Origin of the sequence: Klebsiella sp. AqSCr, from assembly GCF_008452795.1 — a bacterium.
Lineage (GTDB): Bacteria > Pseudomonadota > Gammaproteobacteria > Enterobacterales > Enterobacteriaceae > Klebsiella > Klebsiella pneumoniae.
The window spans coordinates 2,156,121-2,179,436 of sequence record NZ_MJDM01000005.1 but is presented as its reverse complement, the minus strand read 5'-3'; the positions used below and the strand labels follow the sequence as shown (position 1 = coordinate 2,179,436).

General features: G+C 56.1%; 23 protein-coding genes. 10 read left to right on the top strand and 13 right to left on the bottom strand.

Annotation, left to right across the window (positions count from 1 at the left end; translation table 11 throughout):
• The first annotated feature begins 10 nt into the window (after window positions 1-10).
• Complete coding sequence (mrkF, locus tag BHE81_RS14575; RefSeq protein WP_002916122.1) at window positions 11-646, top strand: type 3 fimbria minor subunit MrkF; 636 nt, start codon at window positions 11-13, stop codon at window positions 644-646.
• Between the two features lie 34 nt (window positions 647-680).
• Here mrkF and mkrJ read toward each other — a convergent pair whose 3' ends face one another.
• From mkrJ to BHE81_RS14545, 6 genes are all read right to left on the bottom strand, one after another.
• The gene (gene mkrJ, locus BHE81_RS14570) at window positions 681-1,397 is read right to left on the bottom strand and encodes a phosphodiesterase MrkJ (protein ID WP_004149658.1); all 717 of its coding nucleotides are present in this window, start codon (window positions 1,395-1,397) and stop codon (window positions 681-683) included.
• A gap of 143 nt (window positions 1,398-1,540) precedes the next feature.
• Complete coding sequence (mrkI, locus tag BHE81_RS14565) at window positions 1,541-2,113, bottom strand: transcriptional regulator MrkI (protein ID WP_002916079.1); 573 nt, start codon at window positions 2,111-2,113, stop codon at window positions 1,541-1,543.
• A 17-nt stretch (window positions 2,114-2,130) separates the two neighbouring features.
• Complete coding sequence (gene mrkH / locus BHE81_RS14560) at window positions 2,131-2,835, bottom strand: transcriptional activator MrkH (protein ID WP_004152886.1); 705 nt, start codon at window positions 2,833-2,835, stop codon at window positions 2,131-2,133.
• Window positions 2,836-3,217: 382 nt separating this feature from the next.
• A complete protein-coding gene (locus BHE81_RS14555; RefSeq protein ID WP_002916061.1) occupies window positions 3,218-4,096 on the bottom strand; it encodes an aldo/keto reductase family oxidoreductase in 879 nt (292 codons plus the stop codon).
• Window positions 4,097-4,213: 117 nt separating this feature from the next.
• A complete protein-coding gene (locus BHE81_RS14550) occupies window positions 4,214-5,443 on the bottom strand; it encodes an amino acid permease (protein ID WP_002916058.1) in 1,230 nt (409 codons plus the stop codon).
• A gap of 123 nt (window positions 5,444-5,566) precedes the next feature.
• Window positions 5,567-6,028 (bottom strand): multidrug/biocide efflux PACE transporter, encoded by a 462-nt coding sequence (locus BHE81_RS14545; protein WP_002916056.1) that lies wholly within the window; start codon window positions 6,026-6,028, stop codon window positions 5,567-5,569.
• 102 nt (window positions 6,029-6,130) lie between these two features.
• Here BHE81_RS14545 and BHE81_RS14540 point away from each other — a divergent pair, with 102 nt between their 5' ends.
• From BHE81_RS14540 to ompK26, 3 genes are all read left to right on the top strand, one after another.
• Entirely contained in the window at window positions 6,131-7,000 is an 870-nt protein-coding gene (locus tag BHE81_RS14540) for a LysR family transcriptional regulator (RefSeq protein ID WP_002916055.1), read from the top strand.
• 118 nt (window positions 7,001-7,118) lie between these two features.
• The gene (locus tag BHE81_RS14535; protein WP_002916052.1) at window positions 7,119-8,297 is read left to right on the top strand and encodes an acetyl-CoA C-acetyltransferase; all 1,179 of its coding nucleotides are present in this window, start codon (window positions 7,119-7,121) and stop codon (window positions 8,295-8,297) included.
• Between the two features lie 248 nt (window positions 8,298-8,545).
• Window positions 8,546-9,241 carry a KdgM family porin OmpK26 gene (gene ompK26, locus BHE81_RS14530; RefSeq protein ID WP_002916050.1) on the top strand — a complete coding sequence of 232 codons (696 nt, stop codon included), beginning with the start codon at window positions 8,546-8,548 and terminating at the stop codon, window positions 9,239-9,241.
• A 135-nt stretch (window positions 9,242-9,376) separates the two neighbouring features.
• Here the strand turns inward: ompK26 and BHE81_RS14525 are convergent, their stop codons facing one another.
• Together BHE81_RS14525 and BHE81_RS28970 are read right to left on the bottom strand one after the other, a co-directional pair.
• A complete protein-coding gene (locus tag BHE81_RS14525) occupies window positions 9,377-10,552 on the bottom strand; it encodes an oligogalacturonate lyase family protein (RefSeq protein WP_023342617.1) in 1,176 nt (391 codons plus the stop codon).
• 143 nt (window positions 10,553-10,695) lie between these two features.
• The gene (locus BHE81_RS28970; RefSeq protein WP_032410097.1) at window positions 10,696-10,827 is read right to left on the bottom strand and encodes a hypothetical protein; all 132 of its coding nucleotides are present in this window, start codon (window positions 10,825-10,827) and stop codon (window positions 10,696-10,698) included.
• Between the two features lie 210 nt (window positions 10,828-11,037).
• Between BHE81_RS28970 and kduD the strand changes: the two genes are divergently transcribed.
• Entirely contained in the window at window positions 11,038-11,799 is a 762-nt protein-coding gene (gene kduD, locus BHE81_RS14520; RefSeq protein ID WP_002916003.1) for a 2-dehydro-3-deoxy-D-gluconate 5-dehydrogenase KduD, read from the top strand.
• A gap of 295 nt (window positions 11,800-12,094) precedes the next feature.
• Window positions 12,095-13,516 carry a sugar porter family MFS transporter gene (locus BHE81_RS14515; RefSeq protein ID WP_002916001.1) on the top strand — a complete coding sequence of 474 codons (1,422 nt, stop codon included), beginning with the start codon at window positions 12,095-12,097 and terminating at the stop codon, window positions 13,514-13,516.
• Here the strand turns inward: BHE81_RS14515 and BHE81_RS14510 are convergent.
• Entirely contained in the window at window positions 13,513-14,508 is a 996-nt protein-coding gene (locus BHE81_RS14510) for a LacI family DNA-binding transcriptional regulator (protein WP_004149647.1), read from the bottom strand. The two genes, BHE81_RS14515 and BHE81_RS14510, sit on opposite strands and share 4 nt — an antisense overlap.
• 94 nt (window positions 14,509-14,602) lie before the next feature.
• Between BHE81_RS14510 and BHE81_RS28240 the strand changes: the two genes are divergently transcribed.
• From BHE81_RS28240 to BHE81_RS14495, 4 genes are all read left to right on the top strand, one after another.
• Complete coding sequence (locus BHE81_RS28240) at window positions 14,603-14,737, top strand: hypothetical protein (protein ID WP_004143987.1); 135 nt, start codon at window positions 14,603-14,605, stop codon at window positions 14,735-14,737.
• Window positions 14,738-14,749: 12 nt separating this feature from the next.
• Window positions 14,750-15,991, top strand: a complete 1,242-nt coding sequence (locus tag BHE81_RS14505) for an MFS transporter (RefSeq protein ID WP_002916000.1) — start codon at window positions 14,750-14,752, stop codon at window positions 15,989-15,991.
• Between the two features lie 19 nt (window positions 15,992-16,010).
• Window positions 16,011-17,444 carry a glycoside hydrolase family 32 protein gene (locus BHE81_RS14500; RefSeq protein ID WP_024622945.1) on the top strand — a complete coding sequence of 478 codons (1,434 nt, stop codon included), beginning with the start codon at window positions 16,011-16,013 and terminating at the stop codon, window positions 17,442-17,444.
• 121 nt (window positions 17,445-17,565) lie between these two features.
• Entirely contained in the window at window positions 17,566-18,909 is a 1,344-nt protein-coding gene (locus BHE81_RS14495) for a carbohydrate porin (protein WP_004149644.1), read from the top strand.
• Between the two features lie 59 nt (window positions 18,910-18,968).
• On the opposite strand, the gene BHE81_RS14490 is transcribed toward BHE81_RS14495, so the two are convergent.
• From BHE81_RS14490 to BHE81_RS14475, 4 genes are read right to left on the bottom strand one after another with little or no spacing between them, the layout of a single operon-like run.
• Window positions 18,969-20,255, bottom strand: a complete 1,287-nt coding sequence (locus BHE81_RS14490) for an ABC transporter substrate-binding protein (RefSeq protein ID WP_110246453.1) — start codon at window positions 20,253-20,255, stop codon at window positions 18,969-18,971.
• A 16-nt stretch (window positions 20,256-20,271) separates the two neighbouring features.
• Complete coding sequence (locus BHE81_RS14485) at window positions 20,272-21,399, bottom strand: ABC transporter ATP-binding protein (RefSeq protein WP_023278750.1); 1,128 nt, start codon at window positions 21,397-21,399, stop codon at window positions 20,272-20,274.
• A gap of 12 nt (window positions 21,400-21,411) precedes the next feature.
• Window positions 21,412-22,314: a carbohydrate ABC transporter permease gene (locus BHE81_RS14480; RefSeq protein WP_002915996.1), complete on the bottom strand. Its 903-nt coding sequence runs from the start codon at window positions 22,312-22,314 to the stop codon at window positions 21,412-21,414.
• Window positions 22,307-23,197, bottom strand: coding sequence for a carbohydrate ABC transporter permease (locus BHE81_RS14475; protein WP_002915995.1), 891 nt, complete (start codon window positions 23,195-23,197; stop codon window positions 22,307-22,309). The genes BHE81_RS14480 and BHE81_RS14475 overlap by 8 nt, the downstream gene beginning before the upstream one ends.
• Between the last annotated feature and the right edge of the window lie 119 nt (window positions 23,198-23,316).

Sequence of the window (23,316 nt, the reverse complement as noted above, 5' to 3'; positions counted from 1 at the left end):
GGGAGGGGGAATGAAGGGATTGCCGAAAAACACTATCGCGTGGCTGCTATTTTGCGGCAGCCTCGCCGCCCCCTCGGCGTGGGGTTTTGAGACCAATTACGATCGCGGGCGGGTCGATTTTGCCGGGCGGGTGACGGATATTTCCTGTAGCGTCGCGCTAAACGGCGGCCAGCATGCCGGCAGCGGTAATGTCTGGCTGGCGCCGGTCAGCCTGGCGGAAGTCCACGATCGCGGGGCCGGGGCGTTTATGAAACCGCAGCCGTTTACCCTGGCACTGTCAAACTGCCAGCTGCGCCATGATGGTGGGGCAGCCTCGCAGGATGAGGTGCGTCGGGTCAGCGTGCGCTGGGTCGATGGTTTTTTACTGACGGCGGTCGGTAACGAAAACGCCGGGTATCTGGCCAATACCTTGCCGGATGGAGCGCAGAATATTTATCTGGCGCTATCGACTAACGATAATAATACGCTGGATAAGAGTAATAAAATTGTCCCGGCGGACCCGCAGCAAAATCAGGTGCGTTTGCAGGAAAGCGCGGTCAGCGGCGGCCTGTTCACCTATTACGTTGGCTATGTTTCGCCAACGCCGAAAAGCGCCACCAGCGGGCCGATTACCAGCTGGGCAACGTGGGAATTAGTTTATAATTAAGTGACGTTAAAAAGCCGGGAATTCCCGGCTTTGTTTACATGGCAATATCATCGGCGACCAGTTGTTCAATACTGACTTCCCGCCAGTAATGTCCCTGGATAGCAAACCACTCCATTCCCTGCAGCCATTCTTTATGGGCTTCGCTTTCGACACCTTCAATAATCACATTATGATGGTTGCGCGATAAAAAGGTCACCAGCGCATCCATCAGCTGGCGGCCGGACTCTTTGCGCATCAGGTGCCAGAAAAAATCCTTATCAATTTTCACATAGTCAAAGTGATAACCGCGAATAGCGTTAATTCCCGCGTAGCCGGAGCCGAAGTCGTCGAGCCACAGTGAGGTATCCTGTGGGCTCTGCCAGGCGGCAAGAGAATTATGCAGCAGATTCTCGGCGTTTTCGGTTACCTCGAAATGGACGCAGGTCAGGGCGGCGATTTTGGCTTTTATATCCTTCTGGCGCAACAGGTTAAGGATATGGTCATCAACGTTAATTGTTGCGGAAATATGGTTACGTAAAAACCAGGCTTTATGCTTTTCAATCAGTGCCAGTTGTTCGAGAAAAATACGTTCACGAACGGCGGCGGTAGCATGGCGGAAAAAATCTTCGGGGGAAATAGAAAGATTATCAAAGCGGCTTAAGCATTCCACCGCGACCAGAGTACCTTGTGGGGAAAACATTTTCTGAAAGACGTAGCGTACAGCGATATCATTACGAGATAAAATGTTGTCTTCGAATATTTTAGTGTTCATTATCCCTCTTCACGAGGTTAGTCAGACAATAGGCAGAGGATACATTAATTATAGGCTACCTGATGATTAATGGGAATGGCGGGAAATGTAAATCAACAGCGAATAAGTACGCTTTATCCGCTACTGATTTACCGGGAGAACATTTAGCATTGATGGAGAGCGGCAATACGCTGATTCATAGTGCGGGAATTATCAATACCCAGTTTTTGCATGATATGGATGCGGTGGCTATGAACCGTTTTATGAGCAATGCCGAGCAGGGCGGCAATACGCTTATTATTATTGTTGGCAATGAGCAGTTCGAGGATCTGACACTCCCGTGGTGAAAGCTGTTTGCGCAATCCTCGCGGCGGCAGTTCGCTGACGCCTTTGGCGCGCTGGACGATAGATGAAAAAAGAGTTAGCGGAGATTTCTCACTAATAATCATAGCGTTGTCAAAGTTTATCAACTCTCTGCACAGCCCGACAATGTCGCTTTTCACCATTAGCACCGGCTGCTGGCAGCGCAGCAGGGAAAGGCGGAGCGCATTCAGCAGATCGACGATTCTGATGGCAGAAATATCCTTATTAATTAAATTGAAAATAATCGTCTGGGCCAGTGGCAGATGTTTCTCATGGATGACATCGGCATAACTCAGTCGGGTGGCATTTTCATGGCTATCAATAAGGTAGTGATAGATTGAGTGACCAATGAGATTGTCATTGGTGTACAGCAATATACTGTCCAAGGTTGTCAGATTCTCTTTTTGCGCTTGGCTTCTAAGATCAGGTCCAGCAGTATCTTCTCTATTCTGCGCTGGTCATCGAGATGGCGGAACTTAAACTGGCAGGATATCTGATAGTAGCTCTCACTCTCTTCATTAGCGTTATCCAGGGTGATAACAATGACATTTTTGACCACCAGGTCGATGGTGATCTCGCCATATTCTGCAAGCATCAGTACGGCGTTTTTCAGTAAGGCGTTATGGCTGAGGAATTTAAGATTCGGCGTTTTGGTCATCAATGCGCAACCGCCATCTGAAATGTCTTTGATATCGAAAAGATAGTTTTCGCCGTTTTTATGGCGGCCGCGGCAATAAAAGTCATGCTCATGGCGTAAACGAAAGCGGGGATCGCGGCGACGCTGCACTACCTGCAGGCATTCAGGCAATGAAAAAGCGTAGCGGATACCTTTATCGACACCGCTATTGTCATGTTTTGTCAGGGCCGCATTAAACTCTATTTTCCCTGAATCGCTATGCAGGAGAAAGCGAATTTTATGCCCGGACGGGATTTTGCGATGGGTCTGAATATGAAACTCGGCAAAGTCCACGCGCGTCAGTTGGGTTATGATACTGGTGTTGTTAAAAAATATTTCAATTTCAGTACGTTTGCGCAACTCCTCTCTGAAAATAGCAATAATTTCATACTTACTGGTCTTTATCGTTCCCTCTGTCATATGCATCCCTTGTAAATAGTTGTCGTGAGGCGTTTGATTTTTCTTATAGCAATAGCAACATTCTGATTGGGTTAATCAGATGTTTTTATGAGCGTTTGATGTTATTGACTATCTTTGCAGCCAGATTGATATGTATAAACTTGGAATTTGATATTGTATTTCCTGTAATCAAGAGTTTCGAATTTTGGTCATGACAAAAACGACAACGGCCTCCAAGCTGGAGACCGGTCGAAGGATAAAAACTTAAGTTTAATTAACGGGGATAATGAGAGAACGATCGTCGATCACGCCCCATTTGTAGGATCTATAGTGCCAGTAGCGGTGAGGTTTTTCCAGGCAAATATTGAGGAGGGATAGGGTTCCCTCCATTTTGTCTGGCAGGTCAGCGGCGCGCGGCGGTGGCGATATTATCGAGGGTGCGCAGCGCTTCCGCGGGCAGGACCAGCTCGGCAGCGGCAATATTTTCCGCGAGGTGCGTGCGGGAGGAGGTGCCGGGGATCAGCAGAATATTTGGCGCTCGCTGGAGCAGCCAGGCGAGGGCGACCTGCATCGGCGTCGCCTCAAGCGAAGCCGCGACCTCGTTCAACTCCTGCGCCTGCAACGGCGTAAAACCGCCCAGCGGGAAAAAGGGCACCCAGGCGATGTGCTGGGCGGCCAGCGCATCCACCAGCGCGTCGTCGGCGCGATGGGCAACGTTATAAAGATTTTGCACGCAGACGATGGGCGTCATTTTCTGCGCATCCGCGACCTGCTTTGCCGTCACGTTGCTGAGGCCGATATGGCGGATTAATCCTCGCTCTTTCAGTTCCAGCAGGGTGGCGAGTGGCGCCTCCAGCGAACCCTCCACCGGGCCGTGCGGGCTCAGCATACTGCGCAGATTAACCACTTCCAGTACCTCAAGCCCCAGGTGACGCAAATTGTCTTCAACGGCCTGGGTCAGTTCGGCGGGCGACATGGCCGGTAGCCAGTTGCCTTTCTCGTCACGGCGGGCGCTGACCTTGGTGACAATGCACAGATCGTCAGGGTAGGGGTGGAGCGCTTTGCGGATCAACTGATTGGTGACATGTGGACCGTAGAAATCAGAGGTATCGATATGGTTTATCCCGGCCTCGACGGCGGCCTGTAGTACGCGCACCGCTTCTTCAGGATCTTTGGGCGGGCCGAAAACACCGGGGCCGGCCAGCTGCATCGCGCCGTAACCTAAGCGATAGACCTGGCGATCGCCGAGCGTGCCGCGACCGGATAAGGTGACACTGGACATAAGAACTCTCCTCACGGTGGCTAAGCCGTAAGTGTAATCCGCTCACAAGGAAGGCAAGGGGGAGAATATTGTCAGAATGTGCGACAGCAGCTCGGCAGCCGCTGTCGCCAGAGGGGATTAGCCGAAGAACATCACCGACACGCAGAGCAGGCCAACCACCAGCGTAATGGCGTTACCCACCGAGCGGTACGGCTTCAGCGCCGGAATGAGCCATGTCGACAGCGTGGGCATGATAAACAGGATCATGGCGATAAGCGGTCCGCTGATAGCGTAGATCATTGAGATCGCATTCGGGTTGATAAAGCACACCGCAAAAGTGAAGGCGGAGACCAGCAGGATCGACATCGCGCGGTTGAAAGCGCGGCTCTTACGCACGCCCAGCAGGCCCAGCGAGCTTTTGACGATTTCGCTGGCGCCTTCAATCACTCCGAAGTAGGTTCCGAGAAACGATTTCGACATAGCGACGACGGCGACGATGATGCCGGTCACCGCCAGCCATCCCGGCGCGCCTGGCACCATCGACAGGGCGGAGAGGATAGTCACCCCCTGATCGCGGGCGGTCTCTATATAGGTTGCCGGGATCGCCAGCAGACAACTGAAGACAAAAAACAGCACGCTGGCGCAGATGATGGTGTAGGCCACCTTCATGATTTTTTTGCATTTACCCATGGCCAGGTCGCCGTGTTTCTCCTGCTGATCGATAGCAAAAGTCGAGATGATCGGCGTATGGCTAAAAGCGAAAACCATCACGGGAATAGAGATCCAGACCTGGTGGAGCGTCTGCGGGCTGAACTGCATCTGGCTGGTGAGATGCTCCGGATGCCAGTCGCGGATTAAATAGAGGGAGAGAAACAGGAAACAGGCGATAAGCGGGAAGACCAGAAAGCCCATCACCTTGATGGTGACCTGTCGTCCCATGAGAAAGATCAGGTTGAGGACCAGCACGACCCCCAGACTCAGCAGCGCACGCAGCCCTGGGGTCATCGGCGTGCGATGCGCCACCTGTTCGGCCAGCGAGTTGGTGATGGCCACGGCGTAGATGAGCACCACCACAAAGAAGGCAAGGAAATAGAGGCCGGTGATCAGGTTGCCAATTTTCTTACCATAGTAGTGATTAACTGCGCCGGTGATCCCGGTTCCCGGCGCGATATTGGCCGAGAGAATAAACTGGCTCAGCGCTTTGTGGGGCCAGTAAGTGAGCGGCCAGGCGACCAGCGCGGTGATGAACAGCACAATGGCGCCAGCCGAACCCAGCTGGATCGGTAGAAATAGCGTCCCAGCGCCTACTGCAGTGCCATATAAGGCAAAACTCCATAGAGTTTCTTCTTTAGACCAAATTTTAGACATTATGCGACTTTATCAACCGTCAAACCAAAAAAAAGGAGTGCAATTTACCATATTTATGGTTCGTCTGTTGCGATAGTTTTTGGTGATAAAGTCGCGGCGGATCGTCGAAGATCCGCGCCGGGATTAACCGCGCGCCGTCTGGCGCGGGCGGCGGTGACGAATAACGCGCTCGCGCAGGGTGTCCCATACCCAGTTAAAGGCCATGGTGTAGGGCAGGAAGAAAAGCATAAAACCGATCTCCAGCATAAACGCCTGCAGCAGCGAGACGCCCAGCACGATCGCCACCATGGTGACGCCAATGATGACGAATCCGGTTTCGAAACCGAGCGCGTGCAGGGCGCGTACTTTCAGCTGGCGGGGGAAGCGGGAGACCGGCCACAGGCGATCGAACGCCGCGTTATAGATAATGTTCCATACCATCGCCAGGGTGGCGAGCAGAATGCTCAGTCCGCCCATCTCCACTACCGAGCGCTGCATCAGCCAGGCGGCGGTAGGGGCGAGGATCAGCGTCGCCAGTCCTTCGAAGGTGATGGCGTGGATAACGCGTTCGGTGAGCGTCTTGCGCTGATGTGGGGTCTGTTGCATGGCGAGCTACCTCCAGTTTTAGCCTGAACAGGAAATTACCCGGCAGTTTATGGAAAAATATGATAAACAAAAGATAGGACCCATCGATATTGTAGATACATCATGCGTTATTCACCGGAAGCCTTAACCGCCTTTGTCGAGGCGGTCGACAGCGGATCGTTCTCCGCCGCCGCCCGCCGCCTGCGGAAAAGTCAGTCGACGATCAGTACCGCCATCGCCAATCTGGAGGCCGATCTCGGCGTAATCCTCTTTGACAGGGCAACGCGGCAACCGACGCTGACCCCGCAGGGGGAGCAGGTGCTGAGCTATGTCAAAGCGATTCTTGCCGCCAGCGAGCGGCTGGACGAACTGGCTGTGTCGCTGTCCGGCGAGACGGAGCCGCGGCTGACCTTCGTGCTCTCCGATACTCTGCACCCGGACGTGCTGGAAGATCTGCTGGTGCAGTTTGACCGCCGCTTTCCTCATACCGAGTTTGAGTGTTTGATTGGCGAAGACGAGGATGTGATCGATCTCCTGCAAAAATCCCGCGCCCAGGTGGGGCTGATTGAGGCGAGGGAGCGCTACCCCACCGATATCGGCAGCACCCGCCTGCCGCTGCAGACGGCGATGGGCATTTATGTAGCCCCTGGCCATCCGCTGGCGGCGCAGGGTAAGGTCGCCTGGGATGAGCTGCGCAGCTGGCGCGAGCTGCGTTTGAGCACCTTTCTGGCCAGCGCCACCGAACCTGCCGCAGGCCAGGTCTGGTCGGCGCCAAACTACCTGCTGCTGCTCAGCATGGCGGCGCAGGGGTTCGGCTGGTGCATTCTGCCCAGCGCGCTGGTGGCGGAGTTTGCGCCGCAGGGCGGGCTGGTGGCGCTCGATATCCCCGGCTGGCCGCGGGCGATTTCAGTCGATCTGCTGTGGAATAAGAAAGCGCCGCCGGGAGCGGCCGGCAGCTGGCTGCGTCAGCATCTGCAGCGGCGTGAACGTTAACGAATAGCTATTTCTTTGTGATTGGCTTCACTTTTTTTAAACAATTACAAAGTTTTTTGATAACAATTATCTAGTATATCGCTGTTTCTTTGCGCAAATGCATGGGCAGGGGTAGAGGATGAAGGATGTCGTGATCGTCGGCGCGCTGCGAACGCCGATTGGCTGCTTTCAGGGCGCATTATCGCGCCATTCAGCCGTCGAGCTGGGGAGCGTGGTGGTGAAGGCGCTGGTGGAGAAGACGGGAATCGATCCGCACAGCGTGGATGAGGTGATCCTCGGCCAGGTGCTGACCGCGGGGACCGGACAAAATCCGGCGCGTCAGTCCGCTATTCGCGGTGGGCTGCCTAACACCGTATCGGCTATCACCATTAACGATGTCTGCGGTTCCGGCCTGAAGGCTCTGCACCTCGCTACCCAGGCGATCCAGTGCGGGGAAGCGGACGTGGTGATTGCTGGCGGCCAGGAGAATATGAGCCGCGCTCCGCATGTGCTTACCGACAGCCGCACCGGCGCCCAGCTGGGCAACAGCCAGCTGATTGACAGTCTGGTGCATGATGGGCTGTGGGATGCTTTCAACGATTATCATATGGGCGTCACGGCGGAAAACCTGGCCCGGGAATTTGGCATCAGTCGCGAGCTGCAGGACGCCTGGGCGCTCAGCTCACAGCATAAGGCGCGCAAGGCGATTGATTCCGGTCGCTTTCGCGATGAGATCGTCCCGGTTGTCACCGAGCATAACGGCGCGGCGCGCACCGTGGATACCGATGAACAACCGCGGGTGGATGCCAGCGCGGAAGGGCTGGCCAGCCTGCAGCCCACCTTCGATCGCCTTGGATCGGTGACCGCCGGCAACGCCTCAAGCATCAATGACGGCGCGGCGGCGGTAATGATGATGAGCGAGGCTAAAGCGCTGGAGCTGGGGCTGCCGATCCTTGCGCGGATCCGCGCCTTCGCCAGCGTCGGCGTCGATCCGGCGCTGATGGGCATTGCCCCGGTGCATGCCACCCGTCGCTGTCTGGAGCGGGCCGGCTGGCGGCTGGACGACGTCGATCTGATCGAAGCCAATGAAGCCTTTGCCGCTCAGGCGATCTCGGTTGGCCGGGTACTGGAGTGGGATGAGCGCCGGGTCAACGTCAACGGCGGCGCGATCGCCCTCGGCCACCCCATCGGCGCCTCCGGCTGCCGGATTCTGGTGTCGCTGGTGCATGAAATGATCAAGCGCGATGCCCGCAAAGGTCTGGCGACGCTGTGCATTGGCGGCGGTCAGGGCGTGGCGCTGGCGGTAGAACGCGCATAGCGCTATACCTCGATTTCCATGGCCTCCTGCGGGAGGCCTTTTTTATGCGCCGTGCTTTGCCGAACCCTTATTTTTCCCCTCCCTCTTTCACTCTCCCCGGCGAAATTATTGAGCTTCGTCACGTCTTGTTGTGCCACCTTTTTTGAAACAAATAACTACGATCCTGGTCACTAAAACTATGGTGTCTAAAAAATAAAATGATGTTTCATAAAAACGAAATGTCATTTTATTTATTGTAAGGGTACCCTATGTTAAAACGCTCTCTGGTTCTCGCCGCCCTCTGCGGTATGTCTTTTGCAGCAACCGCGGTAACGATAGATTTACGTCATGAATTTATTGATGGCGGAAAGAGTGATAAAAGTAATGCTGACCGCGTCTCCGTTTCTCACCGCTTTGCCAACGGCTTAGGCTTTACCGTCGAGGCCAAATGGCGTTCGGGTGGCGACAACGGTTCGCAACCCTATTCGGACGTGGTGGGCAATGGTCATGAAGACACCATCAGCTGGCGTTGGAAAGCGACGTCGAACTTTTTCCTCACCCCCGGGTTTACCATTGAGAGCAACGACAGCCGCTCCATCTACAAGCCGCACCTGCACGCGCAGTACAGCTTCGACAACGGCTTCTATGTCGCCGCTCGCTATCGCTATGAATACACCCGCTATCCGAACAACGCCGGCAAAGATGATGACAAAGTTAACCGCGGCGACGCGTGGGCCGGATTTGTCCTCGGCGACTGGCGTACAGAGCTGAACTATGTCTATGCCCGCAGCTCGGAAGGGGTCAGCCGCAACGACAATAAACCCTACTCGCAGGAATATAACGTGAAGGTGGCCTATAAGCTGGATAATAACTGGTCGCCGTATGGCGAAATTGGCAACGTCGGGGTGAACGACCGCAGCGATCGCCAGACCCGCTTCCGCGTTGGGGTGGCTTACTCGTTCTGACCGACCATTCATCCCTCATCGTTTGTTTTCCCCGGCGCCGTCAGCCGGGGTTTTTTTATGGGGGAAAGAGAAGGGACAAAAAAAGCCCTCCATGAAGGAGGGCAAGGCCAGTTACAGAAAAAAGTGTGGCGTGGATCAGGCGCTCAGCATTGACGGGTGTGCGGGTAATTTCGCGATATAGATGGCCGGTTTACCGTCTTTATCGGAGCTGAACAGAATGGCGCTATCGTCCGGGGTAAATGAGGGGTGCGGGTGCGTTACCTGGCGGCTGTTGGCCACCGTCGCCCACGAGGTATCATGGCGCGCGACGCGGAAGTAGCGCTTTTCCGCCACGTTAAAGACATACAGCCAGGGATCGTTATCAATGAAGTAGCCGCCGGTATCCTTGACATCCACCGGTGTACCTGAGCCATCGCCTACCAGCAGCGTGCCATCGAAATTGCTCATCAGATGCGAGCAGGCCGGCATCGTCATCAGGGCCTCGTTGACGCCGCTTTCGGGATCAAAGCGATAGATCGTCCGCCCCTGCTGGCCTTTCAGATAGGAGACGTAGATCAGCGCCGAACCGTCCGGCACCCAAAATTCATGAGTACAGCTTTCGCCTGGAGCATGCGCTTTGACTTTGCGAACATGGCTGCCATCCTCGTTGACCAGCCACATGCGGGCGTCCACCAGATCGTGCGGCCCTTCATGGCAGAAGGCGACGGTATGGTCGTCGAAGGGACGATAGATCGGGTGTCCCAGCCAGATTTTTTCCTCATGGATCACCTGGCTCTCACCGCTGCGCAGGTCGACGCGCAGCAGGCGGCAGTGCGGTCCTTTATGGAAGAAATCATGGAAAATCTGCCAGTCGTTGAGTGGCGTCCAGTCGCTTTTGGCAATCTCAATGCCCACCAGTTTGCTGCAATCGCTGTTTGCCACCCAGGTGCCATACCCTACCCAGTCATCGCTAACGCGATAAACTTCGCGCTCGGCGAGGGTGGTCAGGTTGACTTCCAGCAGGATACGGTCATTTTTCACGTAATAAAGCGACTTATCGTCCGGGGAGAGGAAGCCGCCGAAGGTGTTATCCCCGGCGCCTTCGGTTAGCTGGACGGCCTCGGCGCTGGCGATATTCAGCAGATAGTAGTTCCAGTGGCCGTCAAACTCGCCGGCGAACAGTAAATGGCTGCCATCGTTAAAAAAGCACTTCTGATAGAAGTAGTTGCGATGACAGGTGACCTCCGGGGGGGTTAAGCGGGTGACTTCCGCCCCGGTATCCGGATCGTGGCTGACGTGATAATTCAGTTTGACCCGCATGCCTTTAGCCATGTAGTGCTCCTTTCTTTCCTGCGATGCCGCTGGACCAGAGGCGTGTCGCTGAGTGATATGTTTTAAAAGACGGGTGTTAATTTATCAAAACATTGTTTCATTATTTGTGATGGCTCACGCAGTTCAGCGTAATTCCCGCGTTTTCAGCGGTCTGCTGGCTTCGCTTCGGCACCTCTGCAGACAATCGGTAGAATCTTCATCTTTTCAAAACCTTTTCCGGCCTGGCGCGTGCCGGGAGGCTCCTTCGCTTTTTCTTTTTTTGTAATCATCATCATAAAAAATGAAACATCGTTTTAAATAATATTGAAAATGGCTGGGGGCGGGGCTAAGATGGCACCCATCAGCAAAACGGAACTCTGTTTTATTTTCATTATGGTGGGCTATGCCCGAGAGTTCGCCCCACGCTCAGTCGCGCCGCCGGCGCGGACCGGGCCGAGAGAACCTTGCCTGCAAACAGCAGGCTCTGAACGACTAAGGAACATAATATGATTCTTGATGCATTCTCCCTGCAGGGAAAAGTGGCCGTCGTGAGCGGATGCGATACCGGTTTAGGTCAGGGGATGGCCCTCGGGCTGGCGGAAGCGGGCTGCGATATTGTCGGTATCAATATCGTCGAACCGGTGGAGACTATCGAGCGGGTAACCGCGCTGGGACGCCGTTTTCTCAGCCTGACCGCCGACCTGCGCCAGATCGACGGTATTCCTCAGCTTCTGGAGCGGGCGGTGGCGGAGTTCGGCCATATTGATATTCTGGTCAACAATGCCGGCCTGATTCGCCGCGAGGACGCGCTGGCGTTCAGCGAAAAAGACTGGGACGACGTGATGAACCTCAACATCAAGAGCGTATTTTTTATGTCCCAGGCGGCGGCGAAACACTTTATCGCCCAGGGCAGCGGCGGGAAGATCATTAACATCGCCTCCATGCTGTCGTTCCAGGGGGGGATCCGCGTGCCGTCGTATACCGCATCCAAAAGCGCGGTGATGGGCGTCACCCGCCTGCTGGCCAACGAGTGGGCCAAACACAACATCAACGTCAACGCCATCGCCCCGGGGTATATGGCGACCAACAACACCCAGCAGCTGCGCGCCGACGAGCAGCGTAGCAGCGAAATCCTCGATCGCATTCCCGCCGGGCGCTGGGGGCTACCGGCCGATCTGATGGGGCCAGTCGTGTTCCTTGCCTCCTCAGCCTCCGATTACATCAATGGCTACACGGTGGCGGTGGACGGCGGCTGGCTGGCGCGCTAACCGTCCGCGATGGCCGGAGTCTGTCGTATCGCTCCGGCCATCTGAGCAATTATTGTCCATACGCAAAAGTGCGGATCGTCCATACTCCGGAACACGGGTATAATGTTACCGCTCTGTATAAACAGGGTTATTAACTATTGGAAACGCATTTTTTGTTACTTTGAAAGTTTAATGTCCATCACAAAACCCATCCTGCCAGCAATATAGTCCATATCTTTGGCTTATCCTGCCTGACCCATTCATCCACCAGTCACGTACTTTCGTCTTATGTCTTACTCTGTGTGGCAGGAAAAAAATGACTTCAATCAGTAACGACTCTACATTATCGCCGCGGACGCAACGTGATACTCGGCGGATGAACTGGTTTGTTTCCATCGCCGCGGCGGTGGCTGGCTTGCTCTTTGGCCTGGATATCGGCGTGATATCCGGAGCGTTGCCCTTTATAACCGACCATTTCACCTTATCCAGCCAGCTTCAGGAGTGGGTGGTTAGCAGCATGATGTTGGGGGCGGCGATAGGCGCGCTGTTTAACGGCTGGCTGTCTTTCCGCCTTGGCCGTAAATACAGCCTGATGGCGGGGGCCGTACTCTTTGTGGCCGGCTCTATCGGATCCGCTTTTGCCGCCAGCGTGGAGGTGCTGCTGGTGGCCCGCGTGGTGCTGGGCGTGGCAGTCGGGATTGCCTCTTATACCGCGCCGCTGTACCTCTCCGAGATGGCCAGCGAGAACGTGCGCGGGAAAATGATCAGTATGTATCAGCTGATGGTCACCCTTGGCATTGTGCTGGCGTTTCTTTCCGATACCGCCTTTAGCTACAGCGGTAACTGGCGCGCCATGCTGGGCGTGCTGGCGCTGCCGGCGGTGATCCTGATCATTCTGGTCGTCTTTTTGCCGAACAGCCCGCGCTGGCTGGCGGAGAAGGGACGCCATATCGAAGCGGAAGAAGTGCTGCGGATGCTGCGCGATACCTCGGAAAAGGCGCGCGACGAGCTTAACGAGATCCGTGAGAGCCTCAAGCTGAAGCAGGGCGGTTGGGCGTTGTTTAAGGTCAATCGTAACGTGCGCCGGGCGGTGTTCCTGGGCATGCTGCTGCAGGCGATGCAGCAATTCACCGGCATGAACATCATCATGTACTATGCGCCGCGTATCTTTAAAATGGCGGGCTTTACCACTACTGAACAGCAGATGATCGCCACCCTGGTGGTGGGCCTGACCTTTATGTTTGCCACCTTTATTGCGGTGTTCACAGTGGATAAAGCGGGCCGCAAGCCAGCGCTGAAAATCGGCTTTAGCGTGATGGCGCTGGGCACTCTGGTGCTGGGCTACTGCCTGATGCAGTTCGACAATGGCACCGCATCCAGCGGCCTCTCCTGGCTCTCCGTCGGCATGACCATGATGTGTATTGCCGGGTATGCGATGAGCGCGGCGCCGGTGGTGTGGATCCTCTGCTCCGAGATCCAGCCGCTAAAATGCCGCGACTTCGGCATCACCTGCTCGACCACCACCAACTGGGTGTCGAATATGATCATCGGCGCCACTTTCCTGACGCTGCTTGACGCAATTGGCGCCGCCGGCACCTTCTGGCTCTACACGGCGCTCAACGTGGCCTTTATCGGCATCACCTTCTGGCTGATCCCGGAAACCAAGAATGTCACCCTCGAGCACATTGAGCGCAACCTGATGGCGGGCGAGAAGCTGCGCAACATCGGTAATCGTTAATGTGAGGCGCGCGGCAACCACGGGCTGGCGACTTTGCGCGTCTCCCGATGGTTGTCGCCGTGAATGATATGCAGGGCGCTCAGGCGCCCGATGTCATAATGCGGCAATTGCACTGTGGAGAGCGGCGGTAGAAACAGATCGCCAATGCCCACCATGTTGTCGTATCCCACTACCGCCACGTCCTGTGGAATGCGTAACCCCTGGCCCAGCAGCGTCTGATAGACCATAAACGCGATGCGATCGTTGCCGCAGATCACTGAGTCAAAGCCAGGTTTACCCTCGCGGATATGCGCCAGCACCACCGCCGGGATATCGTGGTAATGCTCATCGCCCTGGCCCATATACGAATGGCTCAGATGGTCCGGTTCGATACCGGCCTCCCGGCAGGCGCGCTCCAGCCCTCGGCGGCGGCGGATCGTCGCCGGCTGGCTGGCGGGTAAGTGCAGGCACAGCGGACGACGATAGCCAGCGGCAAGCAGGGCTTTCACCGCGTCGTACTGCCCCTGTTCATCGTCCGGGATATAGCTGGCCACCGGCTGGCTGAGGCTTTCGCAGTTGGCCAGCACGCAGGGCAGAGTCAGCAGTTTCTCCGGCAGCGGTACCTGGCGCAGGCCCATGGTGGTAAAGATAATGCCGTCCGGACGGTGGGAGAGGAGCAGGTCGACCACCGCTTCCGGACGATCGTCAGAAAACATATTGACCACAAAGCTGTTCCAGCCGTGGGCGCGGGCCGTCTCTTCGATCGAGAGGGTGATCTCCACCGAAAAGGGCGTGGTGACGGTATCCAGCGCCAGCACGCCGATGGTGCTGGGGGTGGCGCGCGCCCCGCGGATCTTCTTCGCCGACAGGTCGGGGACGTAGTTGGTCTCGGCGATGGCGGCCTGCACGCGGGCCAGTGTCTCGGGCTTCAGCCGCTCCGGGGTGTTCAGCGCCCGTGAGACGGTCATCAGAGATACATTCGCCAGTTTTGCTACATCTTTCAGGGACGCCATTTTTTCCTCCGCCATTGCCGCAGAGTACAGGCTATACAACTAAGTCGCTGATGTAAAAGAGTGAAACGATTTTCTGCTATCGCCGTCGTGAGCTATGTTGCGGTTGATTTTTGATCGCGATCGCATCTTCATTATGTTAACGTTAACTTTTGTGATTAACATCATATATCGCAGCGAATCCACCTGCGTTTTGTTTTTTGTTAACGTTACCATAATTGCATTCCTCTAACACGAGAATGTCATGATGAAAGCGCCTCACTCACACAGCTACCCGTTGCTCAGTGCCTTACTGTTTTTCTTTTTCGTGACCTGGTCGTCATCCGGCTCCTTGCTCTCTATCTGGCTTCACCAGGAGGTTGGGCTGAAGGCAGGCGATACCGGTATTATCTATGCCGTACTGTCGGTTTCCGCGCTGTTTGCGCAAGTTTGCTATGGATTTATCCAGGACAAGCTGGGGCTGCGCAAACATCTGCTCTGGTATATCACCGCGCTGCTGATCCTCTCTGGTCCGGCGTATCTGCTGTTCGGCCACCTGCTGAAAATCAACGTCCTGTTGGGCAGCATCTTTGGCGGGATCTATATCGGTTTGACCTTTAACGGCGGCATCGGCGTGCTGGAATCTTACACCGAGAGGGTGGCGCGTCAGAGCCAGTTTGAATTCGGCAGGGCGCGGATGTGGGGCTCGCTGGGCTGGGCGGTGGCCACCTTTTTCGCCGGCCTGCTGTTTAACATCAATCCGCAGCTAAACTTCCTCGTCGCCAGCTGTTCCGGGCTGGTGTTCTTTATCCTGCTGGCGCGGCTGCGGGTCTCCTCGGCGCCGCATGCGATGCAGGAGGCGGTATCGGGCGGTAAGGTGACCCTCGAAGATGCGCTGCGCCTGCTGACGCTGCCGCGCTTTTGGGCGCTGGTCTTCTTCGTCATCGGCACCTGCATTTACGGCGTCTATGACCAGCAGTTCCCGGTCTATTTCTCATCGCAGTTCGCGACCCTGCAGGAAGGCAATGAGATGTATGGCTACCTCAACTCCTTCCAGGTGTTCCTCGAGGCGGCCGGCATGTTCTGCGCGCCGTGGCTGGTGAACCGCATCGGCGCCAAAAACGGTCTGATTTTCGCCGGCATGGTGATGGCGATGCGCATGGTGGCCTCCGGTCTGGTGGAGGGGCCGCTGCTGATCTCCATCACCAAACTGCTGCACGCGGTGGAGTTGCCGATACTGCTGGTGGCTATCTTTAAGTACAACAGCCTCAACTTCGATAAACGTCTCTCCTCCACCCTCTATCTGGTGGGCTTCGCCTGCACCAGCTCGATTATCGCCAGCGTATTGTCGCCGCTGGCGGGCTACAGCTATGAAAAATATGGCTTCGCCCAGTCCTACCTGATCATGGGCCTGCTGGTGTTCTGCACCACCTTTATTTCCATCTTCTTGTTGCGCTCCGGCAAATCCTCCGCCGATCCGCTGGTGTCGCAACCTACCGCTATCTGAATCAAAAAGAGTGAAAATGATGACTTACACAATCTCCCGGGCTGAACAGGTACTCCAGACACAACGCCAGGCGCTGAATCTGCGCTGGTATCCGCACTATCACCTGGCGGCCCGCGCCGGGTGGATCAACGACCCAAACGGTCTGGTGTGGTTCGACGGCTGGTACCATGCCTTTTATCAACATCACCCGTACTCCACCCAGTGGGGACCGATGCACTGGGGGCACGCGCGCAGTAAGGATCTGGTGCACTGGGAGCATTTGCCGGTAGCCCTGGCGCCGGAGGGCCCGGAGGATAAAGACGGCTGCTTTTCCGGCTCGGCGGTGGTCGATGGCGATACCCTGGCGCTGATTTACACCGGGCATAAGTTCCACGGCGATCCTGGCGACGAAGCCAATCTGTATCAGGTGCAGTGTCTGGCCACCAGCCGCGACGGGATCCACTTTGAGCGCCAGGGGATGGTGGTCGACACCCCGCCGGGTATGCACCACTTCCGTGACCCGAAGGTCTGGCGTGAAGGAGACTGCTGGTACATGATCGTCGGCGCGCGCGAAGGCGATACCGGCCAGGTGCGGCTGTACCGTTCAGCCGATCTGCGCCAGTGGCAGGACGCGGGGGTGCTGGATGAAGCGGAAAGCACCATGGGCTATATGTGGGAGTGCCCGGACTTCTTCACCCTCAACGGCAAACGCGTTCTGATGTTTTCCCCACAGGGGATGCAGGCCGCGGGGTTCAGCAACCGCAATCTGTTCCAGAGCGGCTATCTGATCGGCGAGTGGCAGCCAGGCCAGCGTTTTATTCGCCATGGCGAATTCCGGGAGATGGATAACGGCCACGATTTCTATGCCCCGCAAAGCTTCGCCACCCCCGATGGCCGGCGGATCGTGATTGGCTGGCTGGATATGTGGGAATCGCCGCTGCCGGAGCAGCAGGACGGCTGGGCGGGCATGCTCTCCTTGCCGCGCGAGCTGAGCCTGAGCGCGGATGACCGCCTGCAGATGCGCCCGGCGAAAGAAGTGGAGAGCCTGCGCGGCGCCTGGTTCCCGTGGCCGGTCAGCACCCTGAACAACCAGCAGACGACGATGGTCGACAACTGCGAGGCGATGGAGGTGAATCTGCGCTGGGACTGCGCCCGCAGCAGCGCCGAGCAGTATGGTCTGCGCTTTGGTGATGGCCTGCGCATCTACGTGGATGCCCAACAGCAGCGTCTGGTGCTGGAGCGGCATTATCCGCAGTATGGCCTGTGCGGGACGCGCAGCGTGCCGTTGACCGCCGGGGCGGATCTCAACCTGCGAATATTTTTCGATAGCTCTTCGGTGGAGGTTTTTGTCAATGACGGCGAAGCCTGCCTGAGCAGCCGTATCTATCCGCAGGCTCCCCGCCGTGAATTAGCGTTATTTGCCTGGAGCGGCTCGGCGGCATTAAACGAAGCCGGCGCCTGGCAGCTCGAATAATAATAAGGCTGTTGTCGTTAATAACCCGTCTTTGACGATGGGCGGGTTATTATTGCCTGCATCGTCGTGCGTTACCCATTAATAAAAAATTCAGTTCATTCCATAATAAAAGGGTTTACCGATGAATAAAATCTGGGTCGGGTGTTTTCTGACGTCTCTGTATCTGCCATCCGTTATGGCGCAGGCGCCGTTATCGCTGGAGGAGCGACTGGCGCAAATGGAGCAGCGGCTAAAGGCGACGGAGGCGCGCGCCGCCAGCGCAGAGGCGGAAATTAAGACGCTGAAAGGCCAGCAGCAGGCCGCGACGGTCGCCCGCGCGGCGCCTGCTTCGCCGCGTTTGCAGCTAAATGACAATGGCGAATTAAAATTTTATGGCGACGTCGAATTTAACCTCGATGGCGCCAGTCGCACCGGCAGCCTGACGTCGGTCAAAACCAGCGCGAATAAAAGCTGGGCGCCCGGCGATAAAGAGCGCTGGGATATTAACGGTCGTATTCTGCTGGGTTTCGATGGCAGACGGAATGGCGCCGACGGGCAATATGCCGGATTCAGCGTGCAGCCTCTGGCGGATATGGATGGCAAAATGAATCTTGATGATGCGGTATTTTTCTTCGGCCAGCAGGATGACTGGAAAATAAAAATAGGCCGCTTTGAAGCCTGGGATATGTTCCCGCTGAATCAGGATACCTTTATTGAATATTCAGGTAATACCGCCAACGATCTCTATTCCGATGGCTATGGCTATATTTACATGATGAAAGAGGGGCGCGGGCGCAGCAGCAGCGGCGGTAACCTTCTGTTTAGCAAAACGGTGGATAACTGGTATTTCGAAGTTAACACCCTGGTGGAGGACGGCAGTTCGCTGTTTGTCGATCAGAACTATCATGGTAACGCGCTGGAAAACCGCAAAAATGTGGTGTACGTGCGGCCGGTGGCGGCGTGGCAGTCCGGCGCCTGGTCGGCGGCCGCGGCGATAGAGAGCAATCTCGTCAACAATGCTTACGGCTATCAGAGCCAGAGCGGACGCTGGGTCGACCAGTCAAACCGCACCGGCTACGGGCTGACCATGAGCTGGAACACCCTGAAAAGCGATCCGCAGGATGGGGCGGTGGTCAATCTGAGTACCGCCCTGCTGGACGCGGCGGACGAAACCGACTTCAGCGCCGGGATCAACGCCCTTTGGCATCGCGTGGAGCTGGGCTATATCTATGCGCACAATAAAATCGACCAGTTCAATATGGCCGGGGTGACCAGCGAATGCGATGGCGATTGCGCTATCCTGGCGCCGGGGCGCTATGACATCCATACCCTGCACACCTCCTGGCAGTTGCCGAATATCATGGCGATGCCGAACTTCAATATTTACCTTGGCGCCTATGCCTCGTGGCTCGATTCCACGGCAGCGAAGAGCGGGAATCCCGATGAACGCTACGGCGCCCGGGTGCGCTTTAAATATTTCTTCTGACAGGATGCTCAGGCAGGCTCTCCCGCGGCGTGCGCCGCGGGAGGTTTCCGACGGGCAGGTTAGCGCATCGCGCGGCGCAGAATGCGGTCGGTCTGGCGCTGGAAGTCCTCGGCCGCTTCTTCCACCGACTTTTTACCGTAGTCGATGTACTGCAGGGTGGTGCCGAACTGGGCGACGATCTGCGGATCGTCGAAGTACGGGGAGACCGGCAGAGCGGTGGGCAGGGATTGCGCCAGCTTCAGGCCGGACACCGCCGGATCGTCGGCTTTGATTACCCCATCCTCGGTCAGGTAGGTGACCGCCGCTTTACTCAGCGGCACGCCGCGCTCCAGTCCAAGAATATCCACCCCTTCTTTGCTGTTCAGCAGGAAGTTAATCACTTTCGCCGCCGCCTGCGCGTTTTTCGTCGATTTGCCAATCGATAACATTTGCGCGGGCTTGAAGAACAGTCCGGCATCGGTGGCGCCCGGCAGCATCGGGTATTCCCCCAGCACCAGCTTCGCCGGCGGCTTCAGGTTATCGGAATATTTGTTGATGGTGGAGTTCCACATGTAGGTCCCGCCCCATTCGCCCTGGATCCACGGCTTCATTTCGTACATGTTGCTCTTGCCGAAGGAGGCATAGTAGCGGGTGTCCGGCATCACATGGCTGTCGATAAGCTTCTTATACATACCGAAGAAATCCGCCCACTGCGCTTTGCTGTAGGAGAATTTTCGCCCTTTCTCATCGATGGCCGGCTGATTGTATTTTTGCACCATATAAGAGTTGAGCAGGGCCAGCACGTCCTGGTGTTCGAGCACCACCGGGTAGTACTGTTTCCCGAGCTTGCTTTCGAAAGTTTTTCCCGCCGCCATGAGTTCATCCCAGGTTTTCGGGAAGGGGATGCCCGCCTTTTTCCATGCTTCGTCGTTAAAGTAGAAGACGCGGGCGGTGACGGAAATTGGAATACCGTTAAGCTTGCCGTTGACCGTGGTGGACTGCAGTTCTTTGGCGTCGAACTGGCTGAGGTCGATCTCGTCTTTCAGGGTATTCAGATCGTAAAAGCCATCGCCATTTTTCGAAAAGATCGGCAGCCAGTTCCAGTTGGTCTGCATCACGTCAGGCTCGGTACCGCCGGCAATCTGGGTGGTCAGGCGTGAAAGATGGCCGTCCCAGCCGGTGTATTCTGCTTTGACGTTGATGTCTGGGTTTTGTTTGTGGAATTCCTCCAGCGCCTTGAGGGTGACCTGATGGCGGCCGTTGCCCCCCCACCAGGACATACGCAGGTCGACATCCTGCGCTAGCGAAGAGAAGGCGCTAAGGCCCAGGGTGGCGGAGAGGGTGGCGCTTATCAGCACGTTTTTCATTGTTATGCTCCAGGGTTCACAGAGAGAGGTTCTGTTCGGTTTTGGCGTCAAAGATGTGACACTTGTTGAGATCAAAGGTGAAATAGACTTTGCGATTCAGTCCCTTGGCAATCATCGGCTTCGCATCGTCCGACGGCACGCGGGCGGTCAGCTCATAATCAGCAACCTTCAGATAAACAAAGAATTCATGTCCCATGTTTTCCACACGTACCATTTCACCCGCGCAGGAACCCTCGGCAAAGGGTTCATCGGAGAGAGAGACAAACTCCGGGCGCACGCCAAAGAACACCTGCTGGTTCTTGTGAGTCTCAACTTTGCTTTGCAGCAGGTCGTTGAGCGGCAGTCGCTGATCGCCCAGCGTCAAATGCAGGCGACCACCGTGCTCAACCAGTTGGCTGGGACGAATATTCATCTCCGGCGCGCCGATAAACCCGGCGACAAACATATTTTTCGGCTGGTGGTAGAGATTGTCCGGGGTATCAACCTGCATAATGTGGCCGAGCTTCATCACGCAGATGCGGTCGCCCATGGTCATCGCTTCCGTCTGATCGTGGGTGACGTAGACGGTGGTCGCCGGTTTGCCAGATTTTTTCAACTGCTTATGCAGATCGGAAATGCGGATCCGCATCGAGGCGCGCAGCTTGGCGTCAAGGTTGGAGAGCGGTTCGTCGAACAGGAAGACGTCCGGTTTTTTGACGATCGCCCGGCCCACCGCCACGCGCTGCGCCTGGCCGCCGGAGAGCTGGCGCGGCAGGCGATCGAGCAGTTCTTCCAGTTCGAGAATTTTCGCCGCTTCTTCCACCTGTCTGTCGATTTGCGCCTTCGGCAGCTTGCTTAGCTTGAGGCCAAAGGCGAGGTTTTCGCGCACCGTCATGTGCGGATAGAGGGCGTAGTTCTGGAACACCATCGCGATGCCACGGGATTTAGGCGCCAGGTTGTTGACGATTTTGTCCCCAATCCGCACCTCGCCGCCGCTGATGGTCTCCAGACCCGCCAGCATGCGCAGGGTGGTCGATTTGGCGCAGCCGGAGGGGCCGACGATCACCATAAATTCGCCATCGGCAATCTTCAGGTCGATACCATGCACCGCTTTAAACCCGTTGGAGTAGACTTTTTCCAGTTTGTTGAAAATCACTTCAGCCATGATATTTCCCTCTTAACCTTTGATTCCGCTGCTGGTCACGCCCTGCACGAAGTAGCGTTGAGCCAGGAAGAAGACAATGATGGACGGCAGAATGGAGATGCTCGCCATTGCCAGAATTTCGTTCCACGGCGCGCCTTCCGTGACGTCGATAGACATTTTTAGCGCCAGCGCGATGGGATACTTATCGACGCTGTAGACGTAGATCAGCGGACCGATAAAGTCGTTCATCGACCACATAAACTGGAACAGCGCCACCGAGATAATGGCCGGCTTGAGGATCGGCACCACCACATACCACAGCACCTGGATGGAGTTGCAGCCGTCGATCTGCGCCGCCTCTTCCATATCGCGCGGCACGCCGCGCAGAAACTGGATCAGCATGAAGACAAAGAATCCCTGGGTGGCGAAGGCCAGCGGCAGGTACAGCGGCAGATAGCTGTTCAGCATCCCCATTTCGCGGAACATCAGGTACTGCGGGATCAGCAGGACGGTGCTTGGCAGCAGCATGGTGGTGATAAGCGTTGCGAACCAGAACTTCTTCCACGGGATCTCAAAGCGTGCGAAGCCGTACGCCACGATGGTGGAGGAAATGATCGTTAACACCACTTTCGGGATCACATACTTAAAGGTGTTCAGCATATAGTGGCCGAAATGGTATTCGGTGCCGGTCTTCCAGCCGTTGATAAACCCGTCCCAGGTGGCATGGGCAGGCCACAGCCCGAGGGTGGTGAAGATCTCATGGTTCGGCTTGAACGAGGCGGAGAACATCCACGCCAGCGGGTAGAGCATCAGCAGGCCGACGAATATCAGCACGACGTAGCGCACCACCCGGCTCACCTTTTCCCGGCGCAGCGTACGGGCGACCTCACGATCGGCGTCGCTCATCACCGGCGCCATCTGTTGAATATCAGCCATTTTTGCCTCCCTTATCGGCGGAGTAGAAGACCCAGTATTTCGATGACTTAAAGGCGATCGACGCAAAGACCGCCACGACGAGGAACAGCACCCACGCCAGCGCGGCGCCATAGCCCATGTCGAAGTACTTAAAGGCGGTATCGTAGATATAGAGCGAGAACAGGTAGGTGTAATAGGTCGGACCGCCGCCGGTTATCACGTACGGGCCGGTAAACTCCTGGAACGCCTGGGTGGTCTGCATAATAAAGTTGAAGAAAATCACCGGGGTGATCAGCGGCACGGTGACCTTCATGAACATCTGCCACTTTGAGGCGCCGTCAATCATTGCCGCCTCATACTGCGACTGCGGAACGTTCTGCAGCGCGGCGAGGAAGATGACCATCGCGGAGCCAAACTGCCAGACGCGCAGCAGGGTGACCGACATCAGCGCCAGGGAGGGTTCCCCCAGCCAGTTGATGGCATCGATGCCAAAGACGGCGAGAAAACTGTTCAGCAGGCCGTCAATGGCGAACAGGGCGCGCCACAGCACGGCAATCGCCACCGAGCTGCCGAGGATCGATGGGATGTAATAGGCGGTGCGGAAAAAGCCGATGCCGCGCAGTTTGAAATTGAGCACAAAAGCAATGCCGAGGGCGAAAGCCAGTTTTAAGGGGATGGTTAAAAAGACGTAGGCAAAGGTCACCCCCATCGATTTCCAGAACAGGCTATCCTCGGTCAACATATAGCGATAGTTTTCGATGCCGTTAAATACCGGCGGGCTCATCAAGTCGTACTCGGTAAAACTGAGAAAGAAAGATGAAACAAAGGGAAAAGCGGTAAAGACGATCAGCCCGATGATATAGGGCGATATCCATGCCAATCCCAGCAGCTTGTTTTCATTCATACATACCTACCTGGCTTACGAGTTGTAATACGGATCCGGTGACGCCGCGCTGTCGGCCTTTTACGCCTGACAACGCAAAAATGTCTGAACGCTTCCTCTGCTTAACATGTCCTTGCTAA

Coding starts and splice junctions, on each gene's coding strand:
- mrkH (WP_004152886.1), bottom strand. CDS start 2,835: ATGACAGAGGGAACGATAAAGACCAGTAAGTATGAAATTATTGCTATT.
- BHE81_RS14485 (WP_023278750.1), bottom strand. CDS start 21,399: ATGGCTGAAGTGATTTTCAACAAACTGGAAAAAGTCTACTCCAACGGG.
- BHE81_RS14475 (WP_002915995.1), bottom strand. CDS start 23,197: ATGAATGAAAACAAGCTGCTGGGATTGGCATGGATATCGCCCTATATC.
- BHE81_RS14490 (WP_110246453.1), bottom strand. CDS start 20,255: ATGAAAAACGTGCTGATAAGCGCCACCCTCTCCGCCACCCTGGGCCTT.
- BHE81_RS14505 (WP_002916000.1), top strand. CDS start 14,750: ATGATGAAAGCGCCTCACTCACACAGCTACCCGTTGCTCAGTGCCTTA.
- ompK26 (WP_002916050.1), top strand. CDS start 8,546: ATGTTAAAACGCTCTCTGGTTCTCGCCGCCCTCTGCGGTATGTCTTTT.
- BHE81_RS28970 (WP_032410097.1), bottom strand. CDS start 10,827: ATGATGATGATTACAAAAAAAGAAAAAGCGAAGGAGCCTCCCGGCACG.
- BHE81_RS14545 (WP_002916056.1), bottom strand. CDS start 6,028: ATGCAACAGACCCCACATCAGCGCAAGACGCTCACCGAACGCGTTATC.
- BHE81_RS14525 (WP_023342617.1), bottom strand. CDS start 10,552: ATGGCTAAAGGCATGCGGGTCAAACTGAATTATCACGTCAGCCACGAT.
- BHE81_RS14480 (WP_002915996.1), bottom strand. CDS start 22,314: ATGGCTGATATTCAACAGATGGCGCCGGTGATGAGCGACGCCGATCGT.
- mkrJ (WP_004149658.1), bottom strand. CDS start 1,397: ATGAACACTAAAATATTCGAAGACAACATTTTATCTCGTAATGATATC.
- BHE81_RS14535 (WP_002916052.1), top strand. CDS start 7,119: ATGAAGGATGTCGTGATCGTCGGCGCGCTGCGAACGCCGATTGGCTGC.
- BHE81_RS14500 (WP_024622945.1), top strand. CDS start 16,011: ATGACTTACACAATCTCCCGGGCTGAACAGGTACTCCAGACACAACGC.
- BHE81_RS14550 (WP_002916058.1), bottom strand. CDS start 5,443: ATGTCTAAAATTTGGTCTAAAGAAGAAACTCTATGGAGTTTTGCCTTA.
- BHE81_RS14495 (WP_004149644.1), top strand. CDS start 17,566: ATGAATAAAATCTGGGTCGGGTGTTTTCTGACGTCTCTGTATCTGCCA.
- BHE81_RS14510 (WP_004149647.1), bottom strand. CDS start 14,508: ATGGCGTCCCTGAAAGATGTAGCAAAACTGGCGAATGTATCTCTGATG.
- kduD (WP_002916003.1), top strand. CDS start 11,038: ATGATTCTTGATGCATTCTCCCTGCAGGGAAAAGTGGCCGTCGTGAGC.
- BHE81_RS14555 (WP_002916061.1), bottom strand. CDS start 4,096: ATGTCCAGTGTCACCTTATCCGGTCGCGGCACGCTCGGCGATCGCCAG.
- BHE81_RS14540 (WP_002916055.1), top strand. CDS start 6,131: ATGCGTTATTCACCGGAAGCCTTAACCGCCTTTGTCGAGGCGGTCGAC.
- BHE81_RS28240 (WP_004143987.1), top strand. CDS start 14,603: ATGTTGCGGTTGATTTTTGATCGCGATCGCATCTTCATTATGTTAACG.
- BHE81_RS14515 (WP_002916001.1), top strand. CDS start 12,095: ATGACTTCAATCAGTAACGACTCTACATTATCGCCGCGGACGCAACGT.
- mrkF (WP_002916122.1), top strand. CDS start 11: ATGAAGGGATTGCCGAAAAACACTATCGCGTGGCTGCTATTTTGCGGC.